Raw genomic sequence first — 21,335 nt, forward strand, 5'->3', positions numbered from 1 at the left:
CCGTTCTGTTGCTGGCGGTTCTGGAAGGCGCTATTTGCCCGATTTTCTTGTGCGCGCGTTTGAGTTTCTGGGAGCGGTATCGTTTCCCGAATGCTTTTCTCTTGACGCGTGCGCCATAACGGTCTCCAGCGCCCGAAGAATCGTGCGTCCGGAGGAGCGCAGCTCGGCGCGGTGAAAAAGGGCAATCTGCCTCAGGATTTCTTCGCCGCGATGCGTGAGGCGCAAAAGGACGTTGCGACGATCGGCGCGACTGCGCGTTCGCTTCAGATGGCCGTGCGATTCGAGACGGTCGATGAGTTCCACGGCGCTGTGATGCTGAATTTGCAGCCTTTCGGCAAGCACTCCAACGGTCGCTTTCGACGCGTCCGGAAGGCCCTTGATGGCAAGCAGGGCCTGATACTGCTGCGGCTCAATGCCCGCCGCGCGGGCGGCCTGTTCGCTCAAATTCTGGAAGCGCCGGATTTCGTAACGGAATTCGGCGAGCGCTCTGTAATTGAACTTTTTGTTTGTACGTGTCTTCAAAGCCGGAGAAATTATATCGTAAGGCGATGCAAAATCGAAAGACGATACATGCGGCGGCCTGCACGGATGTGCTCAACGATTCAACAGGCGGGCAGCATCCGCTCGAAGGAGTTGAAGCAAGATCAGAGAGTCTTGCGGAATGATTTCTGAGTTTTATTAACGCAGTAGCCCAGGTTTTCATAGAAACGGTGCGCGCCATCGCGAATCACGTTGGACCGCAAGCCAATAACCGAACAGCCCTTTTCGCGCGCCCAATCTTCCGCGCGGGCCATGAGCATGGCACCAATCCCGTGCGAACGCGACGCTTCGCCCACTACGAGTCCGCCGACTTCGACGCGGACATCTGCGCCGACTGTGTGAAAGAGAAATAAGTCGGCGTAGCCCGCAAGCGTGCCATCCGAGAACTCGGCGACAAGAACGACGCGCTCAGGGTTGCCGGACATCTTCCGCAGACGCGCTTCGACTTGCTCGCGCGTGGAGGAGTAACCGAGCTGCCCGGCAAGGACAGCCAAGGCAGATGCATCCCGGAGTTCCGCGGCGCGGATTTTGGCATCGCAAGGATTTGCAGTTTTTTTCATCGGCCGGTTGCTGCAAGTTCAGAAAAGCTTATCAGAGTCGACTAGGATGGTCACGGGCCCGTCGTTCGTCAATTCAATCAACATATGAGTTTGAAACACGCCTGTTGCTGTTGGGACGCCGAGGGCGGCGGCGGCGCGTACAAATTCTTCGTACAGCGCTTTGCCAAGTTCGGGCGGCGCTGCCTGGATGAAGCTCGGGCGGCGGCCGCCGCGTGTGTCACCATAGAGCGTGAATTGCGAGACAGCCAGCAACGCGCCGCGCATATCGAGCAGCGAGCGGTTCATTTTTCCTATATCGTCATTGAAAATGCGCAGATTCACGATTTTCTCGGCCATCGTAGCGGCCGTGGCGGCGTTGTCGTCGCGGCCTATGGCGAGCAAAACTACAAGGCCGGGGCCAATTTCACCGGCCGTTTGGCCGTTGACCACAACCCGAGCTTTGGTCACACGCTGCAAAACGGCGCGCAAATAGCCCTCCTTGCGTAATTTCTATCTTCTTCGCGAGTTGATTGTAGGGGACATGGCGCGCGAAAACAATTCGTTCGCGGCACCGGAAACTTTGCATATCGGCGGCTTTTTCGGCGCTTCATTGTGCCACGCGCGGAAACTGTGCTAGAAGGAACGAGGCTACGGGAGGCGGCAGGAATTGAAGCTGGCACTGATCGGTACACACGGCGTGGGGAAGACGACGCTCGCATACGAAATCTGTTCGCTGCTGAAAAAAGCGGGAGAAAATGTGGAGCTCGTGACGGAAGTCGCGCGACGGTCGCCATTTCCCGTGAACGCGGCGACAACGCTCGAAGGCCAGCTCTGGATTCTTCATGCGCAGATTGCCGCGGAGCTGGATGCATCAAGGAACGCGCCACACGTCGTCTGCGATCGCTCCGTGCTCGACAATTACTGCTATCTGGTGAACAAATTCGGCCGCCAGAGGCAGCTGGAAGCGTGGCTCGGCTGGTGGATGAAGACATACGATCTTCTTGCCGGCGTCCCACCCTCCGGCGCGGAGATTCAGCCGGATGGATTTCGTTCGGAGGACCGCGCTTTCCAGCGGCGCATTCACGAACTGCTGAACGAACTACTTGGCGATGTGGCATTTTCGGGCGTTGCCGAACGCGCTGCGTGGCTCGATGGCCACAGCCGCCATGAGTGGGCGGAGCGCGTCTTTGCACTGGCGCTGCCGATCGCGCGTGGAGCCGCGCCGCACAGGGCGGCTCCGTAAACCTTTCTCCGTGAACACCCCATCCAGAAACGCTACGGCACGAGACACTCGCTGGTTCACGCGCGCAGTTCTCGGCATCGGGCTCGCAAATCTTTTCTCCGATTGGGGACACGAAGCTGCAACAGCGCTACTTCCCGCGCTGCTGGCGCTCGTCGGCGCACCGGCCATTGCACTCGGCGCAATCGAAGGCGTCGCGGACGGCCTCTCGAGCTTTTGCAAACTGGCCGGCGGGTGGATCGCCGACCGGCCGCGCTGGCGCAAGCCCGTCGCATCGAGCGGATACGTCGTTGTCGGGCTTACGACGTTTGCCTACAGCCTCGCGCAAAGCTGGCCGGCGGTGCTCGTGCTGCGCGCGCTCGGCTGGGCGGGACGCGGGGGAAAAAGCCCGTCGCGCGACGCGCTGCTCGCCGATGGCGTTGCGGCGGAGCAACTGGGCCGCGCGTTTGGATTTGAACGCGCGATGGACACCGTCGGTGCCATTGCCGGACCGCTCACTGCCGTGGCGCTCGTTTCGATTTCGGGCGTGCGAGCTGCCTTGCGATGGACGATTGTGCCGGGGCTGCTGGCCGCGATTTGCTTTCTTTGGCTCGTGCCCGCGGGGAAATCTCTGACCGCGCACACGCCTTTTGGTTTTTTTCACAGCCTGGCGCGACTGCCGCGAAATTTCCGGCTTTTTCTCGCGGGCGTTTTTGCGCACGGCATCGGCGACTTCGCGCCGACGCTGCTCATTCTGCGAGCCGGACAGATTCTCGCGCCGCACTATGGTGCGACGCGGGCATCTGCGCTGGCCATCGGTCTTTACACGTTCCATAACGTTGTTTTTGCCGCGGTATCGTACCCCGTGGGCGCACTTGCGGATCGCGCGGGAAAGAGAAAAATTCTTGCGTTCGGGTATGCAATCGGCGCGCTGATGTGCGTGGGCTTTGTTTTTGCGCCGGCAGATTTGAAGTGGCTGGTGATTTTATTCGGGCTGGCCGGTGTTCACATGGCCACGGAGCAGGCGACCGAAAAATCGCTGGCTGCGGAACTGGTGACGCCGGAGATACGCGGCACGGGTTTCGGCGTGCTGGCGACGGTCAACGGACTCGGCGATTTCGTTTCGAGCCTGGTGGTTGGGGCGCTGTGGAGCGCCGTCGCGCCAGCGGCGGGATTCTATTTCGGCGCAGGATTCATGATTTTGGGCGCAGGGTTCGTTTACTTTCTACGCTGAAGAGCGCTGGCCACTTCTCAAAGTGCGGTTTTCCAGCTACTCTTTGAGATGGAGAATGCAACGACGATGAGCCTGACCGAACGCATACAGCGCGAGTTGACCGCAGCGATGAAGGAAAAGGATGAGCTGCGCCTGAGCGTCCTGCGGATGGTAAAGTCCGCGCTCAAAAACAAAGAAATCGAGAAAATGCGGCCGCTCGACGATCTGGAAGCGCTGCAAACGCTGCAAACCCTCGTGAAGCAGCGGCGGGAGTCCGTGGAGCAATTTACAAAAGGCGGCCGCAGCGATCTGGCCGAAAAAGAAGCCAAGGAAATAGCGATTATCGAAAGCTACTTGCCACCGGCACCGACAGATGCGGAAATTGCGCGCGCGGTCGAGGAAGCCATTGCCGACACGGAAGCGGATTCGCTGAAACAGATGGGCGCGGTGATCAAGGCCGCGCGGACGCGGCTGGAAGGCAAGGCGGTCGACGGCAAGGCTCTGAGCGATAAAGTGCGCGAAAAGCTGTCGTCAAAAAGCTAGATTCTGGCGCGCTTTAATGATTTGCACGGTGCAGGACAGCCTCGCCTTTTTCCGAGCGAAATTGCAGCAAAGCTGATTTTTCCCCTCTTCATTCATTTCCTTCATTCGGCAGTCCAATTTGGCCGGTATTAACTTGCTATGCCTGCCGGTCTAATGCTACCTTGCCGTGCGTTTTCTGAGCGGTTTCGGCGGGAGGGAACGCGTGGCCTCAAAACCGTGGAGCTCGATTGCACCGCCGGGCGAGTTCCATCCGTACATTCCCCCTGAGAAAACGATTGCGGAATTTACTCCGCGAGCCATCATCCTCGGAATCTTCGCGGGCCTTTTTTTTGGCGCGATCACGGTTTACGTCGGCCTGCGCGCCGGGCTGACGGTTTCCGCGTCAATTCCCATCGCTGTTCTGTCGATCAGCATTCTTCGCGCCTTCGGCAAATCGACGATCCTCGAAAATAACATCGTACAGACGACCGGGTCGGCGGGAGAATCGATCGCCGGCGGCGTGATTTTCACTCTTCCCGCGCTGATTTTTTTGGGATTTCCGCTGCAGTATTGGACTGTCTTCTTTCTCGCATTGCTGGGCGGCTGGCTTGGCGTTTTGTTCATGATTCCGCTGCGGCGGCAGCTCATCGTGAAGGAGCATGGAAACCTTCTTTATCCCGAAGGCACGGCGTGTGCGGATGTGCTGGTCGCAGGAGACAAGGGCGGATCGTTCGCGGGGCGCGTTTTCCTGGGTTTTGGCCTCGGCGGATTGTACGCATTCCTGATGGAGACGATGGGATTCTGGCCGGATACGCCGGAGTACCGGCCCGGCTGGCTCCCTGGCGCTTCTTTCCGCGCCAACATCACGCCGGAATATATGGGCGTCGGGTACATCATCGGTCCGCGAGTCGCGGGATTGCTTTTTGCGGGCGGCGTGTTTTCGTGGCTCGTTCTGATGCCGGCGATCAAATTTTTCGGTGGGATGATGACGCACCCGCTTTTCCCCGGACTGATTCCCATTGGACAAATGACGCCGGATGATTTGTATCGCGCGTACATCAGGCCGATGGGCGCGGGCGCTGTGGCTGCGTCGGGCGTGATCACGCTTTTCAAGACGATGCCGACGATTGTCACCGCACTGCGCGCGGGGCTGAAAGATGTGCGCAAGAGCCGCGCGGTGGAATCGGCAATCAACGCGGTCAGCCGCGTGGAGCGGGATTTCTCCATGAAGATCGTCGCGCTGGGGTCGCTTGCGGTCGTCGCCATGATGTGGGCGCTCCTGACGTGGCGGCCCATCCCGGGAGCGAAGACGGGGCTTCTTTCGAATTTGATCGCCGCGGTTTTTGTTGTGATTTTCGGATTTTTGTTCGTCACCGTTTCTTCGCGCATCTGCGGGTTGATTGGAAATTCCTCGAACCCCATCAGTGGAATGGCGATTGCCACGCTCATGGCCACGTGCGCGATGTTTCTAGTTGCGGGATGGACGGGCGGAGCTTTTTCCGCGCTGGCTATCACGATCGGCGGCGTGGTTTGCGTCGCGTCTTCGAATGCGGGCGGCACATCGCAGGATTTGAAGACGGGCTACCTGGTCGGCGCGACTCCCTCGCGGCAACAACTGGCGCTGATGATCGGCGTCATGACGTCCGTTTTCGCCGTCGGCGGGACTCTGAACCTGATGAACGTGGGCCTCGAGGAATATAAGCCGGTGCAGATCGCTGTTAACGTAAACCAACTCCCCTCAGGCGTGAGCATCGAAAACCAAAGCTTCACGCACGCGGGAAAGGCTTATGTTTTGCTCAACGCCATTGGGTCGCACGTCGTGCCAGACGGGAATTATCTCTACGACTCAGCCACGCACGAGATCGATCTGCAATGGGTGCACGGCATCGGGAGCGAGAAGGCCTCGGCACCGCAGGCGCGTCTGATGGCCACGGTCATCAACGGCATATTGCAACGGCAACTGCCATGGCGGCTTGTGCTGGTGGGCGTTTTTCTGGTCATTACGGTCGAGTTGCTCGGCGTGCGGTCGCTTCCATTCGCCGTCGGTGCATATCTGCCCGTCGACACAACAATGGCCATGTTTGCAGGAGGCGTGATTCGCTGGCTCGCGGAACGCGGAATGAAGAAAAAGGATGAGGCGGGGAGCGAAATCGGGCCGGGACCGCTCTTTGCCAGCGGCTTGATCGCCGGAGGCGGAATTTTCGGGCTACTCGGGATCGTCATTTATCTTTTTGGCGATCCCAATTTCAAATATCACTTCTTGCCCGAGCATTTCCTTCACGCCGGGCCGCAAGTCCTCGGTGCCCTGGCCTCCAGCCGCCTCTTTGGCGTGATCATGTTTGCGCTTCTCGGCGCTTCACAATTCTATTATGCCCGCCGCAAGATGGATTGAGCGGCTGCTGGTCCTTCATTTGCATTTGACGCTCTGCAGTTGGCTGCTGTGTCCCTGACGCTTTGACTCCGCGCTGCGGCACGCATACACTTTCAGAGATACCTGTTATGCGGCGCTACGCCTCTACATCCGGATTTCAGTTCGACTGGGATTGGTCAATCACGCCGGCGATTAAGGTTCTCGTGATTGTCTGTGCGGCGGTGTTTCTTGCGCAGGAAATGTCCGGAGTAATCTTCGGACCTGCGGGGTGGAATTTCTGGCTTCTTTATTTTGGGCTGGTTCCGCGCTACGCCATCCACGGGTTTATCTGGCAGCCGTTCACCTACATTTTCCTGCACGAAAGCATTTGGCACATCCTGATTAACATGTTTGTGCTTTGGATGTTTGGGCGGGACGTGGAACGGGCCTGGGGGCGCCGGCGGTTCTATTTTTATTTTCTGCTTTGTGGCGTTGGCGCGGGCGTAATCAATATCATCGTCAAAACGATTCTCGATCCCCGCGGAATCGGCTCGGCGCTGATTCCCACGATTGGCGCCTCTGGCGCGATTTTCGGCGTGCTATTGGCTGCGGCGATTTTGTTTCCGCATCAGCGCGTGCTATTGATTCCGTTTCCCGTGGCGATTTCGATGCGCGTATTCGTCCTGGTGATGGGAGTAATCGAGTTCTTCGGGACGCTGGGGGCCGGGGGAGACAACGTCAGCCACGTCTGTCATCTGGGCGGGATGCTGGTCGGCTATTTGTATCTGCGGCGCGGATCGTATCTTTATTCCTACCGGAATCGCGTTTCGGACTGGAAGCGACGGCGATTGCAGCGCAAGTTCGAAGTGTACCAGCGACGGCATCGCGATGAGCCGCCACGCCCGCCCGATACCTGGGTGAATTAAACCGGAGCGGGAAGATTTCCGGGAATTACCTCGCAGCAGGACGAATTATTTCTCGGCCACGAAATCATCCACGACGCGGTAGAGAAATTCAATTCCCTTGTCAAATGAATCCAAAGAAATGCGCTCGTTATCGCCATGCATGCGCATGGCGTCTGCTTCCGTGAGCGGAAATGGCAGCAGGCCATAGGCCTGCACGTTGCGCAGACGCAGAAAAGCGGAGTCCGACGCGGAGGCGGACATCATGGGCACGACGGGCGCATCAGGGAACTCTTCCTGCGTCGCTTTCTGGATGGTGTTGAATAATTCGCTCGCGAGCGAAGACGAAGGAGCCGCTTCGCCAACGGAAGTGTCCGCATGAAATTGGATTTGTGGATCCTTCACTACGCTTTCCAGTTTCAGCAGCACGGCGTCAATCGAGTTTCCCGGCAACAAACGCACATTCAGCGTCGCTTGCGCTTCGGAAGGAACGACGTTCGAGCGGATGCCGGCCTGGAGCATCGTCGGTGCGATCGTATCGCGCATCATGGCGTTCCACAATGGATTGGCAGCGGCAATTTTTTCTTCCGCAAGGTCGGCACGCACCGAAGAATCAAGAGCGCGCATCCATTTGGCAATATCCGGATCGGCGACTTGAGAAAGTTGCTCGAAATACGCTTCGGTTACCGGAGTCAATTGAAATGGTGTCTGGTAGGCGCTGATTTTCTCGATGGATTGGGAAAGACGCATGATGGCGTTGTCCGGCAGCGGAATAGAAGCGTGACCGGAGGTCCCCGTCGCTGTCACCGTGACGTTCACGGGAACCTTTTCCGCAGCCTGCACACCGACGTATTGCACTTTGCCATCCTTCATGACGACGCTGCCCCCTTCGTTCAATGAAAAGCCGGCAGCGATTTTTTCCCAGTAATTATCGACCGCAAATTTCATTCCCGCTGAGCTGTCCGCTTCTTCGTCGCCTTCGGCAAGGAGAATTACGTCGCGGCTCAAGGGCACGTTCGCACGCTTCAGCGCCACGAGCACGGCGAGGTTAGCGATGGTCATGCCTTTGTCGTCGATCGCGCCGCGGCCGTATAGATAGCCGTTTTGGATTACGGCGCCGAAGGGATCGACCTGCCACTTCGATTTGTCCACGCCGACGACGTCAAGGTGGCCGAGCAGAAGCAGCGCGCGCGAAGGATTGGGCACAGCGCTGGCCGAAAGCCGGGCAATCAAGATTCCGCGCCCAGGCGTGCTCTGGTAAACATCTGCTGGAATTCCTTCTTTTTGCAAAATGTCCGCGAGATACTTGGCGGCGACGAGCTCATTTCCGGGCGGATTGGTCGTATTGATGCGAATAAGGCCCTGGAGCCATCCGAGCGCGTCTACGTCCAATTTGCCGAGATCGATCCCTGGCATTTGCGCTTGGAATGATGCCAGCGTGGATTGCTTGAGATGCTGCGCGCACGCGGAATTGGCGCATGTGGTGTAGAAGATCGATATCAGCGCAAAAAACAGCCCTATCCTGCTTCGCATCAAGCCACCTTAGAGAATGATTTAAATTTCCTGCAGAGAGTGCAACGTTCATACTATCATGCACGTTGCCGCGGAACGGGCGCGGCTGTGGACGATGTAGCGAAAGAATCGACCATCCCAGCGGCGTATCCTGCCATCCAAATGTATTCGGAGGTACCAGAACAATGCGACGAAAATCCGTGATTCGCGCAGGCCTTGTGATGTTCTTTGCAGCAGCATGTCTCTCGCCGCGCAACGCAATCGCCCAACAACAGGGCCCCATCAAACCTCCAAAGCAGCAGGGGCAACAGCCGCCGCCCGCGCAGCAGCATCCGCAGCCACAATTTTCGCTGACGGTTCAATCGCAGTTGGTGCAGGTGAATACGGTGGTCACGGATCAGGACGGAAATATCATCACGGGCCTCAAGCAACAGAACTTTCGCATCTTTGATGGCAATCAGCCGGAACCGATCACGAATTTCGAGCCGAATACCGCGCCGATCACCATCGTACTACTGATTGAATTCAGCAATCGCTATCAGGGATTTTTCGGCTTAGTCGCAAAGTATCTGTCCTATGGATTCGTGGATCATCTTGGTCCACAGGACTGGGCTGCGCTGGTTACTTTCGATTTGAAGACTCACGTGGTGGTTGATTTTACGCACAGCAAGATGGAGATCGATAACGCTATCAATAACCTTTTCGTGCCGGGATTCAGCGAGGCAAGTACGTTCGACGCGTTGATCGACACGATCAATCGTTTGAAGGATGTCTCCGGAAAGAAGGCGATTCTGCTGGTTGGGACGGGAGCGGACACATTCAGCAAGAATAATCTGGACCAAACGTACAACGCCCTGAAGCAAACAAACGTGACTGTATTTTGCATCGGGTCTGCGGAAATGCAGGAGGTCTACAATCCGGTCCAGCCCATCAGCTATCTGCAGGCAAAAAATGAAATGGATACTTTCGGAAAACTCACCGGAGGTATGGCTTGGTTCCCTCGATTCGAAGGAGAAATGCCCGATATCTTCACCAACATCGTGCAATTTCTGCGCAACCAATACTCGATCGGCTATACGCCGCCGGATTCCGCGCACGACGGCAAATTCCACAAGATCAAGGTCGAGGTGGTCGACGATAAAGGACAGCCGCTCATGATTCCGAACCGAAAAGGGAAGCCGAAAAAGGTGGTTGTCTACGCACGCGAAGGTTACATTGCGCCGCCGCCAACTCCCGCCGACTAGTTCCTCACTGGTGGTTGTGCGCGACTGAAATCAATACCCGCGCGAGAGATCTACGCGATTCCGCAGTTCCTGCCCCGTGAACCACCGCACGAGATTATCCATCAGCAACTTCGTTTGTCTTTCCCACATTTGCTCGCTCGCGGCGCTGACGTGCGGCGTGATGAAAACATTATCGAGCTTCCACAGCGGGCTTTCTGGCGGCAGCGGTTCTTCTGCGGTCACATCCAGCGCGGCGCCGGCAATCGCGTGCGTCAACAGAGAATGAGTCAGTGCAGCTTCGTCAACCAGCGTGCCGCGCGCGACATTGATGAAATATGCCGTGCGTTTCATCTGCGCGAGTTCCTTCGCGCCGATCATCTGCTTCGTTTCGTGAGTTTCCGGAGCAGCGAGCACGATGAAATCCGCCTGCGGCAAGGCACTCGCAAGGTCTGCGACAGGCAAAATGCGCTCGGCAAGAGCCGCGTCGCCTTGGCCCGAGCGCGTCACGCCCCAGACGCGCATGCCCATAGGGTGGATGCGCCGCGCCAATTCATGTCCGATCGAGCCGAATCCGACGATCAAGAGGACACGTCCCTTCAATTCCAGCGGTCGGAGCTTTGCGTCCCAGATTTCCTGCTGCGCCCAGCGGGCCTCGGACTGATAACGAAATGCGTCGGGGAAACGCCGGGCCATTGCCAAGATCGCGCCCAGAATGTGCTCGGCCATGGGTTGGGCATGAATACCGCGCGCATTTGTGAGAACAATTCCACTTTCGCGCAGTTCGGGGTACATCAACTGATTGACGCCTGCCGCCGTCGAGTGAATCCACTTCAATTTCCTCGCCAGATGAAACTGTTCTTTCCGCAGCGAATAGCCAACCAGAATGTCCGTGTCCGGCAACTCCCGATCCACATTTTCGCCAGTTGGGAGATGGACGACGCGCATCTTCGGCCAGCGCGCGTTGATTTTCGCGCCGAAGTCCTGTGGCGGCCGCCAGAGCGCGAATTTATGCCAGATGGAGATGAGCAGTTTTGTTTCTTCGGGTTTGGTTCGAGTCATGAAGTTTCGTCTTCAGTTTTTATCGCGGGGGCACGCGAAGATCGCATCCGGTCATTTCTTTTGGTTCGGGGATACCCATAACACCCAAAAGCGTCGGCGAAATATCCCGCAACGAACCGCCCGGGCGCAAACGCATGTGTTGGTCATCGGACAGCAAGATAAGCGGGACGGGATTTGTGGTGTGGTACGTGTGCGGACCGCCGGTCTTCGGATCAATCATCGTTTCTGCATTGCCGTGATCAGCAGTGATGATCCAGGCCCCGTCGCGCGGCGCAAGCGATTTGTAAATGCGCCCCAGGCAGTCATCGACGGTTTCGACGGCCTTAATTGTCGCCTCGAGTTTCCCCGTATGGCCCACCATGTCGGCATTGGCGAAGTTCATGATGATCGCGTCGAAGTCGCCCTTCTCAATGGCTTTCACCACGGCATCGGTAACGCCGGCGGCGGACATTTCCGGCTGTAGATCGTACGTCGGCACTTTTGGCGAAGGGACTAGTATGCGCTCTTCGCCAGGATAGGCTTTTTCGACTCCGCCATTAAAAAAATACGTCACGTGCGCATATTTCTCAGTCTCCGCGCAACGCAGGTTCTTGAAGCCCAATTCGCCGAAAACTTGTGCGAGGATGTGCTCGAGTTTTTCCGAGCCGAGAAGGTACCGCAGCCACGGCCACGTTTTTTCATATTGCGTCATGGCAACGTAACATAAATTTTTCGGACGCGCCGGGTCAGCAAATTCTTTGAATTCGGGCTCGGCCAGCGCGCGAGTCATCTGGCGCGCACGATCGGCGCGGAAATTGAAGAAAATCACCGCGTCGTCATCGCGAATCAAGCCGCGGGGCATGCTGGGCCTTCCCGGTTCCGCGGCCGTCGTGACCGCAATAGGAACTACAAATTCGTCCGTGACTCCTTTTTCATAGCTCGCGCGCATTGCGGCAATGGGGTCGGAGAATTTTGCCTGTGCGTCGCCGTGAGTCATCGCGCGATATGCCTGCGCGATGCGCTCCCAGCGATTGTCGCGGTCCATCGCATAGTAACGGCCGCTAATCGTCGCAACTTGACCCACGCCCAACTCGCGCATTTTCTTTTCCAACCGGCGCAAAAAATCGATGCCGGAATTCGGTGGCGTGTCGCGCCCATCCATGAACGCATGCACGAACACGCGCTCCACCTGGTTCTCCTTCGCCATGCGAAGTAGCGCGAAGAGATGATTGATGTGCGAGTGCACGCCGCCGTCGCTCACGAGACCAAGCAGGTGGAGTTGGCGCGCGCAGCCCCGCCGCATAGCTTCGAGAAGCAAGGGTTCTTTGAAGAATTCGCCTGACACAATTTTCATGTCGATGCGCGTGATGTCCATCTGAACGATGCGCCCCGCACCGATATTCAAATGCCCCACCTCGCTATTGCCCATCTGGCCCTCGGGAAGGCCGACAAATGGTCCCGAGGTATGGATGAGGGTGTTTGGGAATTTCTTAAGCAGTGCGTCGTAATTGGGTTTGCGCGCCAGGGCGATAGCGTTGCCCCTCGTTTCTGGCGAGTAGCCCCAGCCGTCGAGAACGGTAAGCACGATCGGTTTTGGCCGTTTTGCCATTCAGATTCCTACGATCTTTCGCGCCCATTGGCCGATTATGGGATAACCAGCCCACTCACCGCGCATGGCCTTCAGACAATACATGATGCCCAAGGTGAGAGAAATCGCGGCGCAACCCATGATCAAAAGCCAAAAGATTGGCATAGCGATGAACAGGGCGACGGGAAACGACGAATTCTGCGCATTCGGCGGGTGCAGGGCAACGGTCGAAATGATCACAGCGAACCAGATCGCCACACCCACGAAGTAAAAGAATGTAAAAATAACTTGCCAGAGCAATGCCTGCATGGCGTGGAAGCCCACGAATCGCGAATCCTTCTTTATAAGGTAAATGACAAGCGGCCCGATCCACCACGTCGACATCATCAAGGCGTGCGCAAGTCCAGCATAAGCCTTCTCATCTTGCGTCAACTGGATTAGCGGGATTGGAGCCGTCGTCTCGGACATTGCATCTCTTCAGAACAGGGAGTTCTCAATGCTGTGAAAGGATACACGGATTGAAGCGAATCGCGAAGGCGCGACAATTTGAGCAAGCAAGGCGGCCGTGTTCAAGACTCGGCGAATTCACGCAGGGCGCGGAGCAGACGTTCGACCTCTTCCACTGTGTTGTAGTGCACGAGCCCGATGCGCAGCAGGCCGCCGTCTTTTTCGACGCCGAGCCGTTCGGTTAAGTTGAGTGCATAGTAGTTTCCGTCCCAGGTGAAAATGCCCCGATCGCCGAGGAATTTCGCCGCATCGAGAGGCTTGCCTTTCGCCAGGCGCACGCCAACGGTCGGCACGCGCTCGGCAAATCGTGCGGGATCAGAAATTCCATAAAATCGCAGGCCAGGGATCTCGAGAAGTCCTCGAATCATTTTCATCGCCAGGGCCATCTCATAATCTCGCATTGCTCGATACGCGCTCACGATGGCAGCGCGGCGGCTTGTGGCCGATGGATCACAACGGCAGCCAAGGCTTGCGATGTAGTCGATCGCCGCGGAGACGCCGGCAAGGCCTTCGTGAATCTGCGTTCCCGTTTCCCAGCGGTCTGGCAGCGTCTCTGGCGCGGGCCGGACTTTGTATGGACGAAAGCGCAACAGAAGCTCGCGCTTTCCATAGATGCATCCCATGTGCGGGCCAAAGAACTTGTATGGCGAACAGGCAAGGAAATCGCAATCGAGCGCGCGTACGTCAATCATTCCGTGTGGCGCGTAGTGCACGGCATCAATGAATACCAAAGCGCCCGCGCCGTGCGCCAACTGCACAATCTCTTCGACGGGATTGATTGTTCCGACGGCGTTCGATGCGTATCCGATCGCGACCAGTTTTGTCCGCTCGGTGATTTTTCTGCGCAAATCAGCCATGTCTAGCGTGCAATCATCATGGCGAATGTCCACTTGGCGGATAACAACACCGCGTTCTTCCAGCGCACGCCACGGCGCGACGTTGGCGTCGTGGTCGAGCGTCGTTACGACAATTTCGTCGCCCGGCCGTAAATCGCGGCCAATCCCACGGGCCAGCGCAAACGTGATGGTGGTCATGTTTGGCCCGAAGAATACTTCGTCAGGTTCACAATTGAAAAAATCGGCCATGGCCGCGCGCGCGCCGGCAATCATGGCATCTGTACGGCGGCTGGTGACGAAGGCGCCGCATGTGTTTGCATTGGAAGTTTCGAAATATTCGCGCACTGCGTCGATCACGCACTGCGGCACTTGTGTCCCTGCGGGCGCGTCGAGGAAGGCTGCGGGATGGCCATTCACGATGTGCTTCAGCGAAGGAAACTGCGCGCGCACCCAATTGACGTCGAGAGAGACTGCCTGACTTTGCAGATTGCGCTGCAAAGACGATGCGTTCTTCGAGCCCATTCTATCGATCTTAGGCCGATTCTTTCACTGCGCGGATGAAATCAGCCAGTAATCCGTACGCCGTAGCGATTACGCCGGGCTTGTGCTCCACGATCGTAAGCCCGAATACGTCCATATCGAATCGCAGCACGGACGTTGTTCCTTCGCGCATGGCGAGCGTATCGGAAAGCGGCAACTGCTGGGGCCGCACGCTTGCGCGCACGCCTCCATTGGAAGTACGCGAGGCGCGGCAAATTAATTTATAGCGCATGCCCGCAGCGCGCGCAGCGGCCAACTGTTCCGGAGTTATCGTGCGAATCCCGATTCGTTCCACGTCTTCCAGCTTGATAGGCACGCCCATCAAGACGATCACCAGCACGGCCACCTTTACGGCGGCGTCCCAGCCGTCAAGATCGTTCGAAGGGTCGGTCTCCGCAACTCCTATTTCCTGCGCGTGTTTCACCGCTTCGTCAAGAGTCAGCCCTTTTTCCATCTCTGTGAGGACGACATTTGTCGTCGAATTCAATATGCCGCGGAAACCGCGCAGCTCGACTGCTGGCAACGAATGCGGGAACAAGGAAAAAATCGGTGTGCCATCCATTACCGTGGATTCGAAAAGGAATTTGCGATTTTTCGCTTGAGCCAAATCACGGAGTTCCGTATACGCATGCACGACGGGCCCTTTGTTCGCGCTGATGGCATGCGCACCGGATTCGAGAGCGGCCTTCAGATGATCGGTCGCTGGCTGGCCGTCGTGATGATTCAGCGATGAAGCTTCAAAGAGAACATCCGCTCGCGCTGTCGCGAGCCATTCGCGCACATTCTGCAGCGGCTTCGCTTCAGTCGGCTTTGCGAAGCGATGTTCGAGCACTGCCGATGGATCGAGCCCATTCGTATCGGCAATCCAACCGATTCGGCGCGACGCAACACCTGTTAGTTTCCATCCGATTCCATAGTCGCGGCGCAGCACAGCATCTTTCGCCGCCAGCAAACGGACAAATTCCTTGCCGACGTTTCCCAATCCAACCAGCGCCAGATTGTATGTGCGAATGGCCTTGCTCCTTCGCAACTGCGCGCCAGAATACACCTATCGAGGGAAAATTAATTGCTCGTTTTCTTGCAGTGCCGCCATTTTGGACGGGAATCACGAGCAATATCCGTTGCACGATGACAATCGTTTCGCCTTCCGTGCTGCAATAGCAAATCGTCAAAACTCAAGTATAGATTCGGAACGACGATAAAATGATATGGAGTTAGTGCAGAGCAGCCGCGACGAGACACTTTCGCTCTCAATTCAAACTCATTTTTGCAGGTGTTTAGGCTGCGGGCAGATGTGTGACTGACGTCACAGACAAAGACCGAAAGCTATTCTGCAATGGATTTAGCATAATTAGGAAATCCTTATTTCCGGCGCAGGAGTGGCTGTAGTTTAGAGCCGGGGCGGAGGAGCCGTGATCGCCATGCTGGTTGTCCAGATTGTGCTGAGCATAATTCTTGCATGCATATTTCTGATACGCCCATCAGTGACTTCGGCGACGGCATGGAAGATTCTGGCCTTCATCGGCCTATGCTTCCTTCCTTTTCTTTGCATCGTGGGCGGTGTGAATGCGCACATGCAGCGCTCAGAACAGACCCGCTTCTGCATCTCCTGCCATGCCATGGTCCCCTATGGCCAGAGCCTCTATGTCAATGATCCCAGCTATCTTCCCGCGCAGCATTTTCAGAATCATCGCGTGCCTGCGGATGAGGCTTGCTATGCATGCCACGCCGATTATTCGATCTATGGTCCGCTGAAGGACAAGATAAGAGGTCTGACGCGCATCTATATGCAATACGTAAGCACACCACCGAATCCGATTCGCATACCCGGCGGCTACCGAAACAGCCAATGTTTGCACTGCCATTTAGGAGCGCGAAACTTCGAAGAAAATCAGATCCATGCGGCGACCATGGATTCGCTCAAGTCCAATCAGATTTCTTGCCTGACGAGCGGCTGCCATGATACCGCTCACAACATAGCGCAGCTAAGTCACGTCAAATTTTGGAGGCCAGGTCAATGAGATTGAGTGAAATTGGGATGGGGCGATTACTGCGGATTTCGAGTGCGCTGATTATTTTAGGAATGATGATTGAGATTGCCAGTCTTATTTGGTACCACCCGCTTTCCTTTGTTTTATTCGCCTTCGTCGGCGTATCGCTGATCGGTCTGGGAATGCTGATCTATCTCATATCTCTTGCATTCCTTGCCATACGATCGACCGAAAATCGAAACTCTGCCCAGTGATCTGGGATACAAAGGCAAACGTCGAGGATCAAGGCCACTCACGCGCCAAAGAAAACCAAGCCGCCTCTCGATTTATTGTTCTTCTGCCTTAGCCTTTCGACTTAGAACGGTTCGCCCGGCAACGGCGGCAGCACTGGCGTAATCTTGCCCCAGCCATCAACTTGCGCGGCTTTCATGTCCTTGACCAACTGATTCGGCAGTTCGGTGTTTAAATGCGGACGGCCCGGCTGATTGCTGAGCACCCACGCTACTGCGGCGACGGTCTTGGATACCTGTTGGATCTCCTTGTAATCGATCTTCTCCGGCGTGTCCGTCGGACGGTGATAGTCCACATGCAGGCCGACGGTGAAAAATGCAATCGGAATCCCCATTTTCGCGAAATTGTAATGATCGCTCCGGTAGAAGATGCGCTGCCCATTTGGTTTCGGGCCGAGATTGTCGTGCGTCGCGTCGGGGGCGGTCGCATCGTAAAAATGATTGAGGACGAGCTTTTGATAATTGTTATTCACCGTCTCGATCGTTTTCTCCAGGTCGTCGCTGCTAATGTTGGGGCCAACCACAAGCACCATCCCCGGATCCACAAGAAAGTGCGTTGGGTTCGGGTCCACGGAGTTGGCATTCTTCGTGCGCCCGATCATATCCATATTCAGATCGGCGACTACTTTTGTGAGGTCGATGGGCGGGAACTCGGTGAAATAACGCGAACCCCAAAGCCCTTTTTCCTCGCCGCCATTCCATAGAAAAATCAGCGTGCGTTTGGGCCTCATTCCAGCGGCTGCTCCCTGCGCATAAGCGTGCGCGATGGCCAGCAAGCCGGTTGAACCGGAGCCGTCGTCATCAGCGCCATTATTCACGTTGTGGCCGTTCGGCAGCGGTGCGCTCAGGCCGATGTGATCGAGATGCGCACTGATGATCACATATTCATTCTTCAAGACCGGGTCGCTGCCTTTGAGGATTCCGACGACATTTTCGCCGTGCCCGTGTTCGCTGTGAATCACCGCGTTCACGGTCAGTTTTTTTTCGGAGTTCAGTTTGAATGAGTCTTCTTTAGCGTTTGTGCCGGCGGAGTAGAAAATGCGAGCTCCGGTGGTCTTTTCGCCCGCGAAAAGATCGTTCGTCATTTCCGCGCCGGCGATAATAGAAGGAGCGCTGGGGCATGCCGGTCGTTCTTCGAATTTTGTCACTTGGTACGCAGGTCCGTTGAACGACGGACGACCGCCATTCGGATTAGCCATCCCGGCGAGCTGCTGAAAATCCGCGATGTGTATAACTCCTACGGCGCCATTTTTCGCTGCGTACTCTTCAGGCGTGAGATAGTCGACGCAATCTTGTCCGAGGGGGTTCGGCGCTCCCGCAAGCCGCCTGGGTCCCGCTTCTAGCGCGGCGAGTTCGTGCGGCAATCCGGCAACAATGATGATCTTCCCGCTTACATTGATACCTTCATAAGGATTCGTGTTCGATTTGTTGATCACGTAACCGCTGCCGGCAAACACCAAATTCCCTGAGAAATTGAACGACCCTGCAGGCGGTAGCCCGCGAAATCCACCGCCGCTCGTCCCGGCAACCCAACCCTTGCCGTAATCAAAATCCGTCGTCCGCAGCTCTACAGGTCCTCCGCCGAAATTAAATGGCGGCGGCCCCGTCAAGGAAGCCTTGCTCTGATCTTCAACGACGCTGCGCGTAGTCAAATCGAACGGCATGAAGTAGGGCTGCAAGGGGCCGTTCGTGTCCGTCGTGCTGCCGCCCGGCTTGATGCCCCATTCCGCGAGGTGGCTTGCCACATAAAGCGCGGCTGTGTCATAGCCGCGAGAAGGCAAATTCCGACCTTCGAGTTGATCCGAAGCGAGGAAGTAATCGTAAATCTTCAGTTCATCCTCACTGATCGAGTTTGCATTACCGTATCTCGCCGCTGCACTCGCTTTAGGCTTATTGCGAGCGGATTCTCGCGGCAGTTTCTTCGCTCCTAGAGTGGAAAAAACAGAAATCGACACCACAGTTACAACCGAAAAAGCGAATGCGATTCGGCGCATAGATCCTCGCGTATTTGAATTCAAGACGCGCGGTATATTACTCCGAAACGTCTTATGACGCACGAACGAACCATAGAAACGGTCCTACAAGACTTTGTTTTACGCACTTCCGTTACGATTTTCTGAAAAATTGGAGGAGCCCGCACCTATGACGGCTTATTGAAACCGGATGCCGCAGCCAGGCGTCGAAGAGTCATTGCAAGTCATGGAGGAAATATGCGCAATGGAATTTTGATTTTCGCCACAGTGGCTCTGGCCGCGTTGGTTTGTTTTGCAGCTCAAGAAGCTCCTGCTCCGCCGCCCATGTCCGACAACGTGGCTGGCTATCATCTCTCTGCCACTGTCCCGCTGCCCGACACGGGCTTCTGGGACTACCTTGGCATCGACGAGGCCAACCATCACGTGTTTGTTTCGCATAGCGACGAAATCCTCGTTATTTCCACCGACACGAATCAGGTTGTCGGCAAGCTCTCGCCCACGCCTGGGAGCCACGGCGTTGTGATTTCTCAAAAGGACGGACATGCCTTCACGAGCAATTCGGGCAACAGCAGCGGGCAGCAGGGCGTGAGCAGTTTTACGGAATTTGACCCGAAAACTCTAGCGATCATCAAACAGATCATCCTTCCCATTGGTGGCTCTGATGGCATCGTCTACGATCCTGCAAGCGATCGCGTTTTCGGATTGACGCACAGAAAGAAAGATGTTGCCGTGGACGCCGCTACGGGCGAGGTCGCCGGTGTGGTTGATATCCCCGGCGCAGCCGAATCTGCGGCCGCGGATGGCAAGGGACATCTCTACAACGTCATGGAAGATCTCAGCACGATTGTGGACATCGACACGCACGCACTCAAAGTCGTCAATCAGTGGCCATTGGCGCCATGCGAAGGCCCTTCAGGCGTTGCGATGGACACGGAAACGCGCCGCATCTTCATTGGCTGCCATGGCGGGGGCGAAAACAACTCAGGTGTGATGGTTGTGTTCGATCCTGACGCCGGAAAAGTGGTTGCCACTTTGCCTATCGGCGGCAGAGGAAACGATGCCGTTCGCTTTGATTCGGGCCCTAAGCTCGCCTTTGCATCCGAAGGTGAGGGAGACATCACCATCGTGCATGAAGACTCGCCGGACAAATTCACCGCGCTTGGAAATGTGAAGACCGTGCAGGGCGCGCGCACCATGGAGTGCGACACTTCGACTCACACGCTCTATTCCGTCACGGCAAGGTTCGGTCCGCCGCCTCCTCTTGGGCCCAACGCCACGGAGCGCGAGAGGCGTTTCCGTCGCGGCCCCATGATTCCCGGAAGTTTTGAGCTGCTTGTGATTCCGAATCACTGAGCCCCTTGGAGTGGATTGCAAATTGATAGCGCGACTATCTATCGCGCCACCTAAAACCTACACCTGTGAGAATTGCCGTAGTTGACATCGGAGAAGTTCAGAAGTTTGAGGCACTTGTTCGTCTGAGGAGTATCTGGCGGAGGGGGTGGGATTCGAACCCACGAGACCCTTTTGGGGTCTAACGGTTTTCAAGACCGACGGTTTCAACCGCTCACCCACCCCTCCACTTTTTAACCTTCTTACTTCCAACAGCTTACACTGCATTTTGTGACAGTCGAAGACGCGAGTGCTGCATCTTGGTGCACACTGTCACACTTTTGTCACACTCACCCGTCAGTTTTTCGACCGCCGCTCGCTTCGAATCGAGATTCGTGTGCGTGTAACGCATCGTCACTGTCAGGCTCGAATGCCCTAACAGTTCCTTGACAGTCACAATGTCCACTCCTCGATCCACAAGCCGGGAAGCGAACGTGTGCCGTAACGTGTGCCACGTCACACCTTCAACTCCCGCCTTCTTGCAAGCGAGCTTGAATCCCGCCTTCAAATCAACAAACGGCTTGCCGGTTTCGGGATTGTAGAAAACAAACTCATTCCTCTTGCCTAACGCCCAAAATTCTAAGACTCGTCGCGCATCCGCGTTGATCGGAATGCCGCGAAGCTTTTGCGTCTTGGGCGCAAAGACATTCAGAACGCCTTTGTCCAAATTCACGGTCGACCAGCAAAGCGAAAAGATTTCTCCCACCCGCATCCCCGTATTCAGAGCAAAACGAATTAAGTCCCGAAGATACGGCGCTGCATTTTGGAGAAGCTTTTCTTCCTCTTGTGGATTCAAAACCCGAAGTCCGGTGTTAAATTCCCGGAAGAATTTAACTCTACGGAACGGATTCAAACCTAGATAGAGGTCCCATTCGATTGCCAGATTAAACATCCGCTTGAGCAAGGCCATTTCCCGATTCACCGTCGAACCGGAAACCGAAGCCCGTCTGTGCATCTTATAGCCCTCGATGTCCGCCGAGGTGATCTCGGTAAGCTGTCTTTCCGCCCCAATGAATTTGTGTAAATGCCCAAGCATCTGTTCATCCCGCAACCAGGAACGTTTGTTGACTTTCGCGTGCTCCATGTAGCGGTTGCCGAATTCGCCGAAAGTGATTTTCACGGGCCGTCGGAAAACACCCCGCAAAATCTCGGATTTTCGGATG

The 21,335-nt window shown here is 56.3% G+C and carries 20 protein-coding genes and 1 tRNA gene; 10 read left to right on the forward strand and 11 right to left on the reverse strand.

From position 1 onward, the window contains the following. Nucleotides 1-30: 30 nt before the first annotated feature. A complete protein-coding gene (locus VGR81_12085) occupies nucleotides 31-522 on the reverse strand; it encodes a MarR family transcriptional regulator (protein ID HEV2289683.1) in 492 nt (163 codons plus the stop codon). A 122-nt stretch (nucleotides 523-644) separates the two neighbouring features. Next, the gene (locus tag VGR81_12090; protein ID HEV2289684.1) at nucleotides 645-1,100 is read right to left on the reverse strand and encodes a GNAT family N-acetyltransferase; all 456 of its coding nucleotides are present in this window, start codon (nucleotides 1,098-1,100) and stop codon (nucleotides 645-647) included. A gap of 84 nt (nucleotides 1,101-1,184) precedes the next feature. Here VGR81_12090 and VGR81_12095 point away from each other — a divergent pair, with 84 nt between their 5' ends. The 6 genes from VGR81_12095 (at nucleotide 1,185) to VGR81_12120 (ending at nucleotide 7,309) form a co-directional block, all read left to right on the forward strand. After that, a complete protein-coding gene (locus VGR81_12095) occupies nucleotides 1,185-1,586 on the forward strand; it encodes a hypothetical protein (GenBank protein HEV2289685.1) in 402 nt (133 codons plus the stop codon). 160 nt (nucleotides 1,587-1,746) lie between these two features. Next, entirely contained in the window at nucleotides 1,747-2,322 is a 576-nt protein-coding gene (locus tag VGR81_12100; protein HEV2289686.1) for an AAA family ATPase, read from the forward strand. A gap of 10 nt (nucleotides 2,323-2,332) precedes the next feature. Further along, on the forward strand, nucleotides 2,333-3,532 hold the full coding sequence (locus tag VGR81_12105; GenBank protein HEV2289687.1) for an MFS transporter: 1,200 nt from the start codon (nucleotides 2,333-2,335) through the stop codon (nucleotides 3,530-3,532). Between the two features lie 66 nt (nucleotides 3,533-3,598). Beyond that, nucleotides 3,599-4,054, forward strand: coding sequence for a GatB/YqeY domain-containing protein (locus VGR81_12110; GenBank protein ID HEV2289688.1), 456 nt, complete (start codon nucleotides 3,599-3,601; stop codon nucleotides 4,052-4,054). Nucleotides 4,055-4,256: 202 nt separating this feature from the next. Continuing rightward, complete coding sequence (locus tag VGR81_12115; protein HEV2289689.1) at nucleotides 4,257-6,425, forward strand: oligopeptide transporter, OPT family; 2,169 nt, start codon at nucleotides 4,257-4,259, stop codon at nucleotides 6,423-6,425. 107 nt (nucleotides 6,426-6,532) lie between these two features. After that, nucleotides 6,533-7,309 (forward strand): rhomboid family intramembrane serine protease, encoded by a 777-nt coding sequence (locus VGR81_12120; GenBank protein ID HEV2289690.1) that lies wholly within the window; start codon nucleotides 6,533-6,535, stop codon nucleotides 7,307-7,309. Nucleotides 7,310-7,354: 45 nt separating this feature from the next. Here the strand turns inward: VGR81_12120 and VGR81_12125 are convergent, their stop codons facing one another. Then, nucleotides 7,355-8,818 carry a M20/M25/M40 family metallo-hydrolase gene (locus tag VGR81_12125; protein HEV2289691.1) on the reverse strand — a complete coding sequence of 488 codons (1,464 nt, stop codon included), beginning with the start codon at nucleotides 8,816-8,818 and terminating at the stop codon, nucleotides 7,355-7,357. Nucleotides 8,819-8,982: 164 nt separating this feature from the next. Here VGR81_12125 and VGR81_12130 point away from each other — a divergent pair, with 164 nt between their 5' ends. Next, entirely contained in the window at nucleotides 8,983-10,041 is a 1,059-nt protein-coding gene (locus tag VGR81_12130) for a VWA domain-containing protein (GenBank protein ID HEV2289692.1), read from the forward strand. A gap of 30 nt (nucleotides 10,042-10,071) precedes the next feature. Here the strand turns inward: VGR81_12130 and VGR81_12135 are convergent, their stop codons facing one another. The 5 genes from VGR81_12135 to VGR81_12155 all read right to left on the reverse strand — a co-directional run bounded on the left by VGR81_12135 (nucleotide 10,072) and on the right by VGR81_12155 (nucleotide 15,559). Further along, nucleotides 10,072-11,079 carry a D-2-hydroxyacid dehydrogenase gene (locus VGR81_12135; protein HEV2289693.1) on the reverse strand — a complete coding sequence of 336 codons (1,008 nt, stop codon included), beginning with the start codon at nucleotides 11,077-11,079 and terminating at the stop codon, nucleotides 10,072-10,074. A gap of 19 nt (nucleotides 11,080-11,098) precedes the next feature. Further along, nucleotides 11,099-12,667 carry a 2,3-bisphosphoglycerate-independent phosphoglycerate mutase gene (gene gpmI / locus VGR81_12140; protein HEV2289694.1) on the reverse strand — a complete coding sequence of 523 codons (1,569 nt, stop codon included), beginning with the start codon at nucleotides 12,665-12,667 and terminating at the stop codon, nucleotides 11,099-11,101. Then, on the reverse strand, nucleotides 12,668-13,114 hold the full coding sequence (locus VGR81_12145; protein HEV2289695.1) for a DUF4870 domain-containing protein: 447 nt from the start codon (nucleotides 13,112-13,114) through the stop codon (nucleotides 12,668-12,670). Nucleotides 13,115-13,215: 101 nt separating this feature from the next. Beyond that, nucleotides 13,216-14,511, reverse strand: coding sequence for a cysteine desulfurase-like protein (locus tag VGR81_12150; GenBank protein ID HEV2289696.1), 1,296 nt, complete (start codon nucleotides 14,509-14,511; stop codon nucleotides 13,216-13,218). Nucleotides 14,512-14,521: 10 nt separating this feature from the next. After that, nucleotides 14,522-15,559 carry a hypothetical protein gene (locus VGR81_12155; GenBank protein ID HEV2289697.1) on the reverse strand — a complete coding sequence of 346 codons (1,038 nt, stop codon included), beginning with the start codon at nucleotides 15,557-15,559 and terminating at the stop codon, nucleotides 14,522-14,524. Between the two features lie 391 nt (nucleotides 15,560-15,950). Here VGR81_12155 and VGR81_12160 point away from each other — a divergent pair, with 391 nt between their 5' ends. Further along, nucleotides 15,951-16,550 (forward strand): NapC/NirT family cytochrome c, encoded by a 600-nt coding sequence (locus VGR81_12160; GenBank protein ID HEV2289698.1) that lies wholly within the window; start codon nucleotides 15,951-15,953, stop codon nucleotides 16,548-16,550. After that, nucleotides 16,547-16,774, forward strand: coding sequence for a hypothetical protein (locus tag VGR81_12165; GenBank protein HEV2289699.1), 228 nt, complete (start codon nucleotides 16,547-16,549; stop codon nucleotides 16,772-16,774). The genes VGR81_12160 and VGR81_12165 overlap by 4 nt, the downstream gene beginning before the upstream one ends. Nucleotides 16,775-16,875: 101 nt before the next feature. Here VGR81_12165 and VGR81_12170 read toward each other — a convergent pair whose 3' ends face one another. Further along, nucleotides 16,876-18,804, reverse strand: a complete 1,929-nt coding sequence (locus tag VGR81_12170) for a M20/M25/M40 family metallo-hydrolase (protein ID HEV2289700.1) — start codon at nucleotides 18,802-18,804, stop codon at nucleotides 16,876-16,878. A gap of 216 nt (nucleotides 18,805-19,020) precedes the next feature. Between VGR81_12170 and VGR81_12175 the strand changes: the two genes are divergently transcribed. Further along, complete coding sequence (locus VGR81_12175) at nucleotides 19,021-20,136, forward strand: hypothetical protein (GenBank protein HEV2289701.1); 1,116 nt, start codon at nucleotides 19,021-19,023, stop codon at nucleotides 20,134-20,136. Nucleotides 20,137-20,270: 134 nt separating this feature from the next. Here VGR81_12175 and VGR81_12180 read toward each other — a convergent pair. After that, a tRNA-Ser gene (locus VGR81_12180) sits at nucleotides 20,271-20,361 on the reverse strand. Between the two features lie 28 nt (nucleotides 20,362-20,389). Beyond that, the coding region (locus VGR81_12185) for a tyrosine-type recombinase/integrase (GenBank protein HEV2289702.1) at nucleotides 20,390-21,335 on the reverse strand (946 nt) is incomplete at its 5' end.

The organism is Candidatus Acidiferrales bacterium (genome assembly GCA_035934015.1).
GTDB lineage: Bacteria > Acidobacteriota > Terriglobia > Acidiferrales > UBA7541 > DAHUXN01.

Excerpts from the sequence above, each read along its gene's own strand:
- VGR81_12090 (HEV2289684.1), bottom strand. The coding sequence starts at position 1,100 with ATGAAAAAAACTGCAAATCCTTGCGATGCCAAAATCCGCGCCGCGGAA.
- VGR81_12095 (HEV2289685.1), top strand. The coding sequence starts at position 1,185 with ATGAGTTTGAAACACGCCTGTTGCTGTTGGGACGCCGAGGGCGGCGGC.
- VGR81_12110 (HEV2289688.1), top strand. The coding sequence starts at position 3,599 with ATGAGCCTGACCGAACGCATACAGCGCGAGTTGACCGCAGCGATGAAG.
- VGR81_12120 (HEV2289690.1), top strand. The coding sequence starts at position 6,533 with ATGCGGCGCTACGCCTCTACATCCGGATTTCAGTTCGACTGGGATTGG.
- VGR81_12125 (HEV2289691.1), bottom strand. The coding sequence starts at position 8,818 with ATGCGAAGCAGGATAGGGCTGTTTTTTGCGCTGATATCGATCTTCTAC.
- VGR81_12130 (HEV2289692.1), top strand. The coding sequence starts at position 8,983 with ATGCGACGAAAATCCGTGATTCGCGCAGGCCTTGTGATGTTCTTTGCA.
- VGR81_12135 (HEV2289693.1), bottom strand. The coding sequence starts at position 11,079 with ATGACTCGAACCAAACCCGAAGAAACAAAACTGCTCATCTCCATCTGG.
- gpmI (HEV2289694.1), bottom strand. The coding sequence starts at position 12,667 with ATGGCAAAACGGCCAAAACCGATCGTGCTTACCGTTCTCGACGGCTGG.
- VGR81_12145 (HEV2289695.1), bottom strand. The coding sequence starts at position 13,114 with ATGTCCGAGACGACGGCTCCAATCCCGCTAATCCAGTTGACGCAAGAT.
- VGR81_12150 (HEV2289696.1), bottom strand. The coding sequence starts at position 14,511 with ATGGGCTCGAAGAACGCATCGTCTTTGCAGCGCAATCTGCAAAGTCAG.
- VGR81_12160 (HEV2289698.1), top strand. The coding sequence starts at position 15,951 with ATGCTGGTTGTCCAGATTGTGCTGAGCATAATTCTTGCATGCATATTT.
- VGR81_12165 (HEV2289699.1), top strand. The coding sequence starts at position 16,547 with ATGAGATTGAGTGAAATTGGGATGGGGCGATTACTGCGGATTTCGAGT.
- VGR81_12170 (HEV2289700.1), bottom strand. The coding sequence starts at position 18,804 with ATGCGCCGAATCGCATTCGCTTTTTCGGTTGTAACTGTGGTGTCGATT.
- VGR81_12175 (HEV2289701.1), top strand. The coding sequence starts at position 19,021 with ATGCGCAATGGAATTTTGATTTTCGCCACAGTGGCTCTGGCCGCGTTG.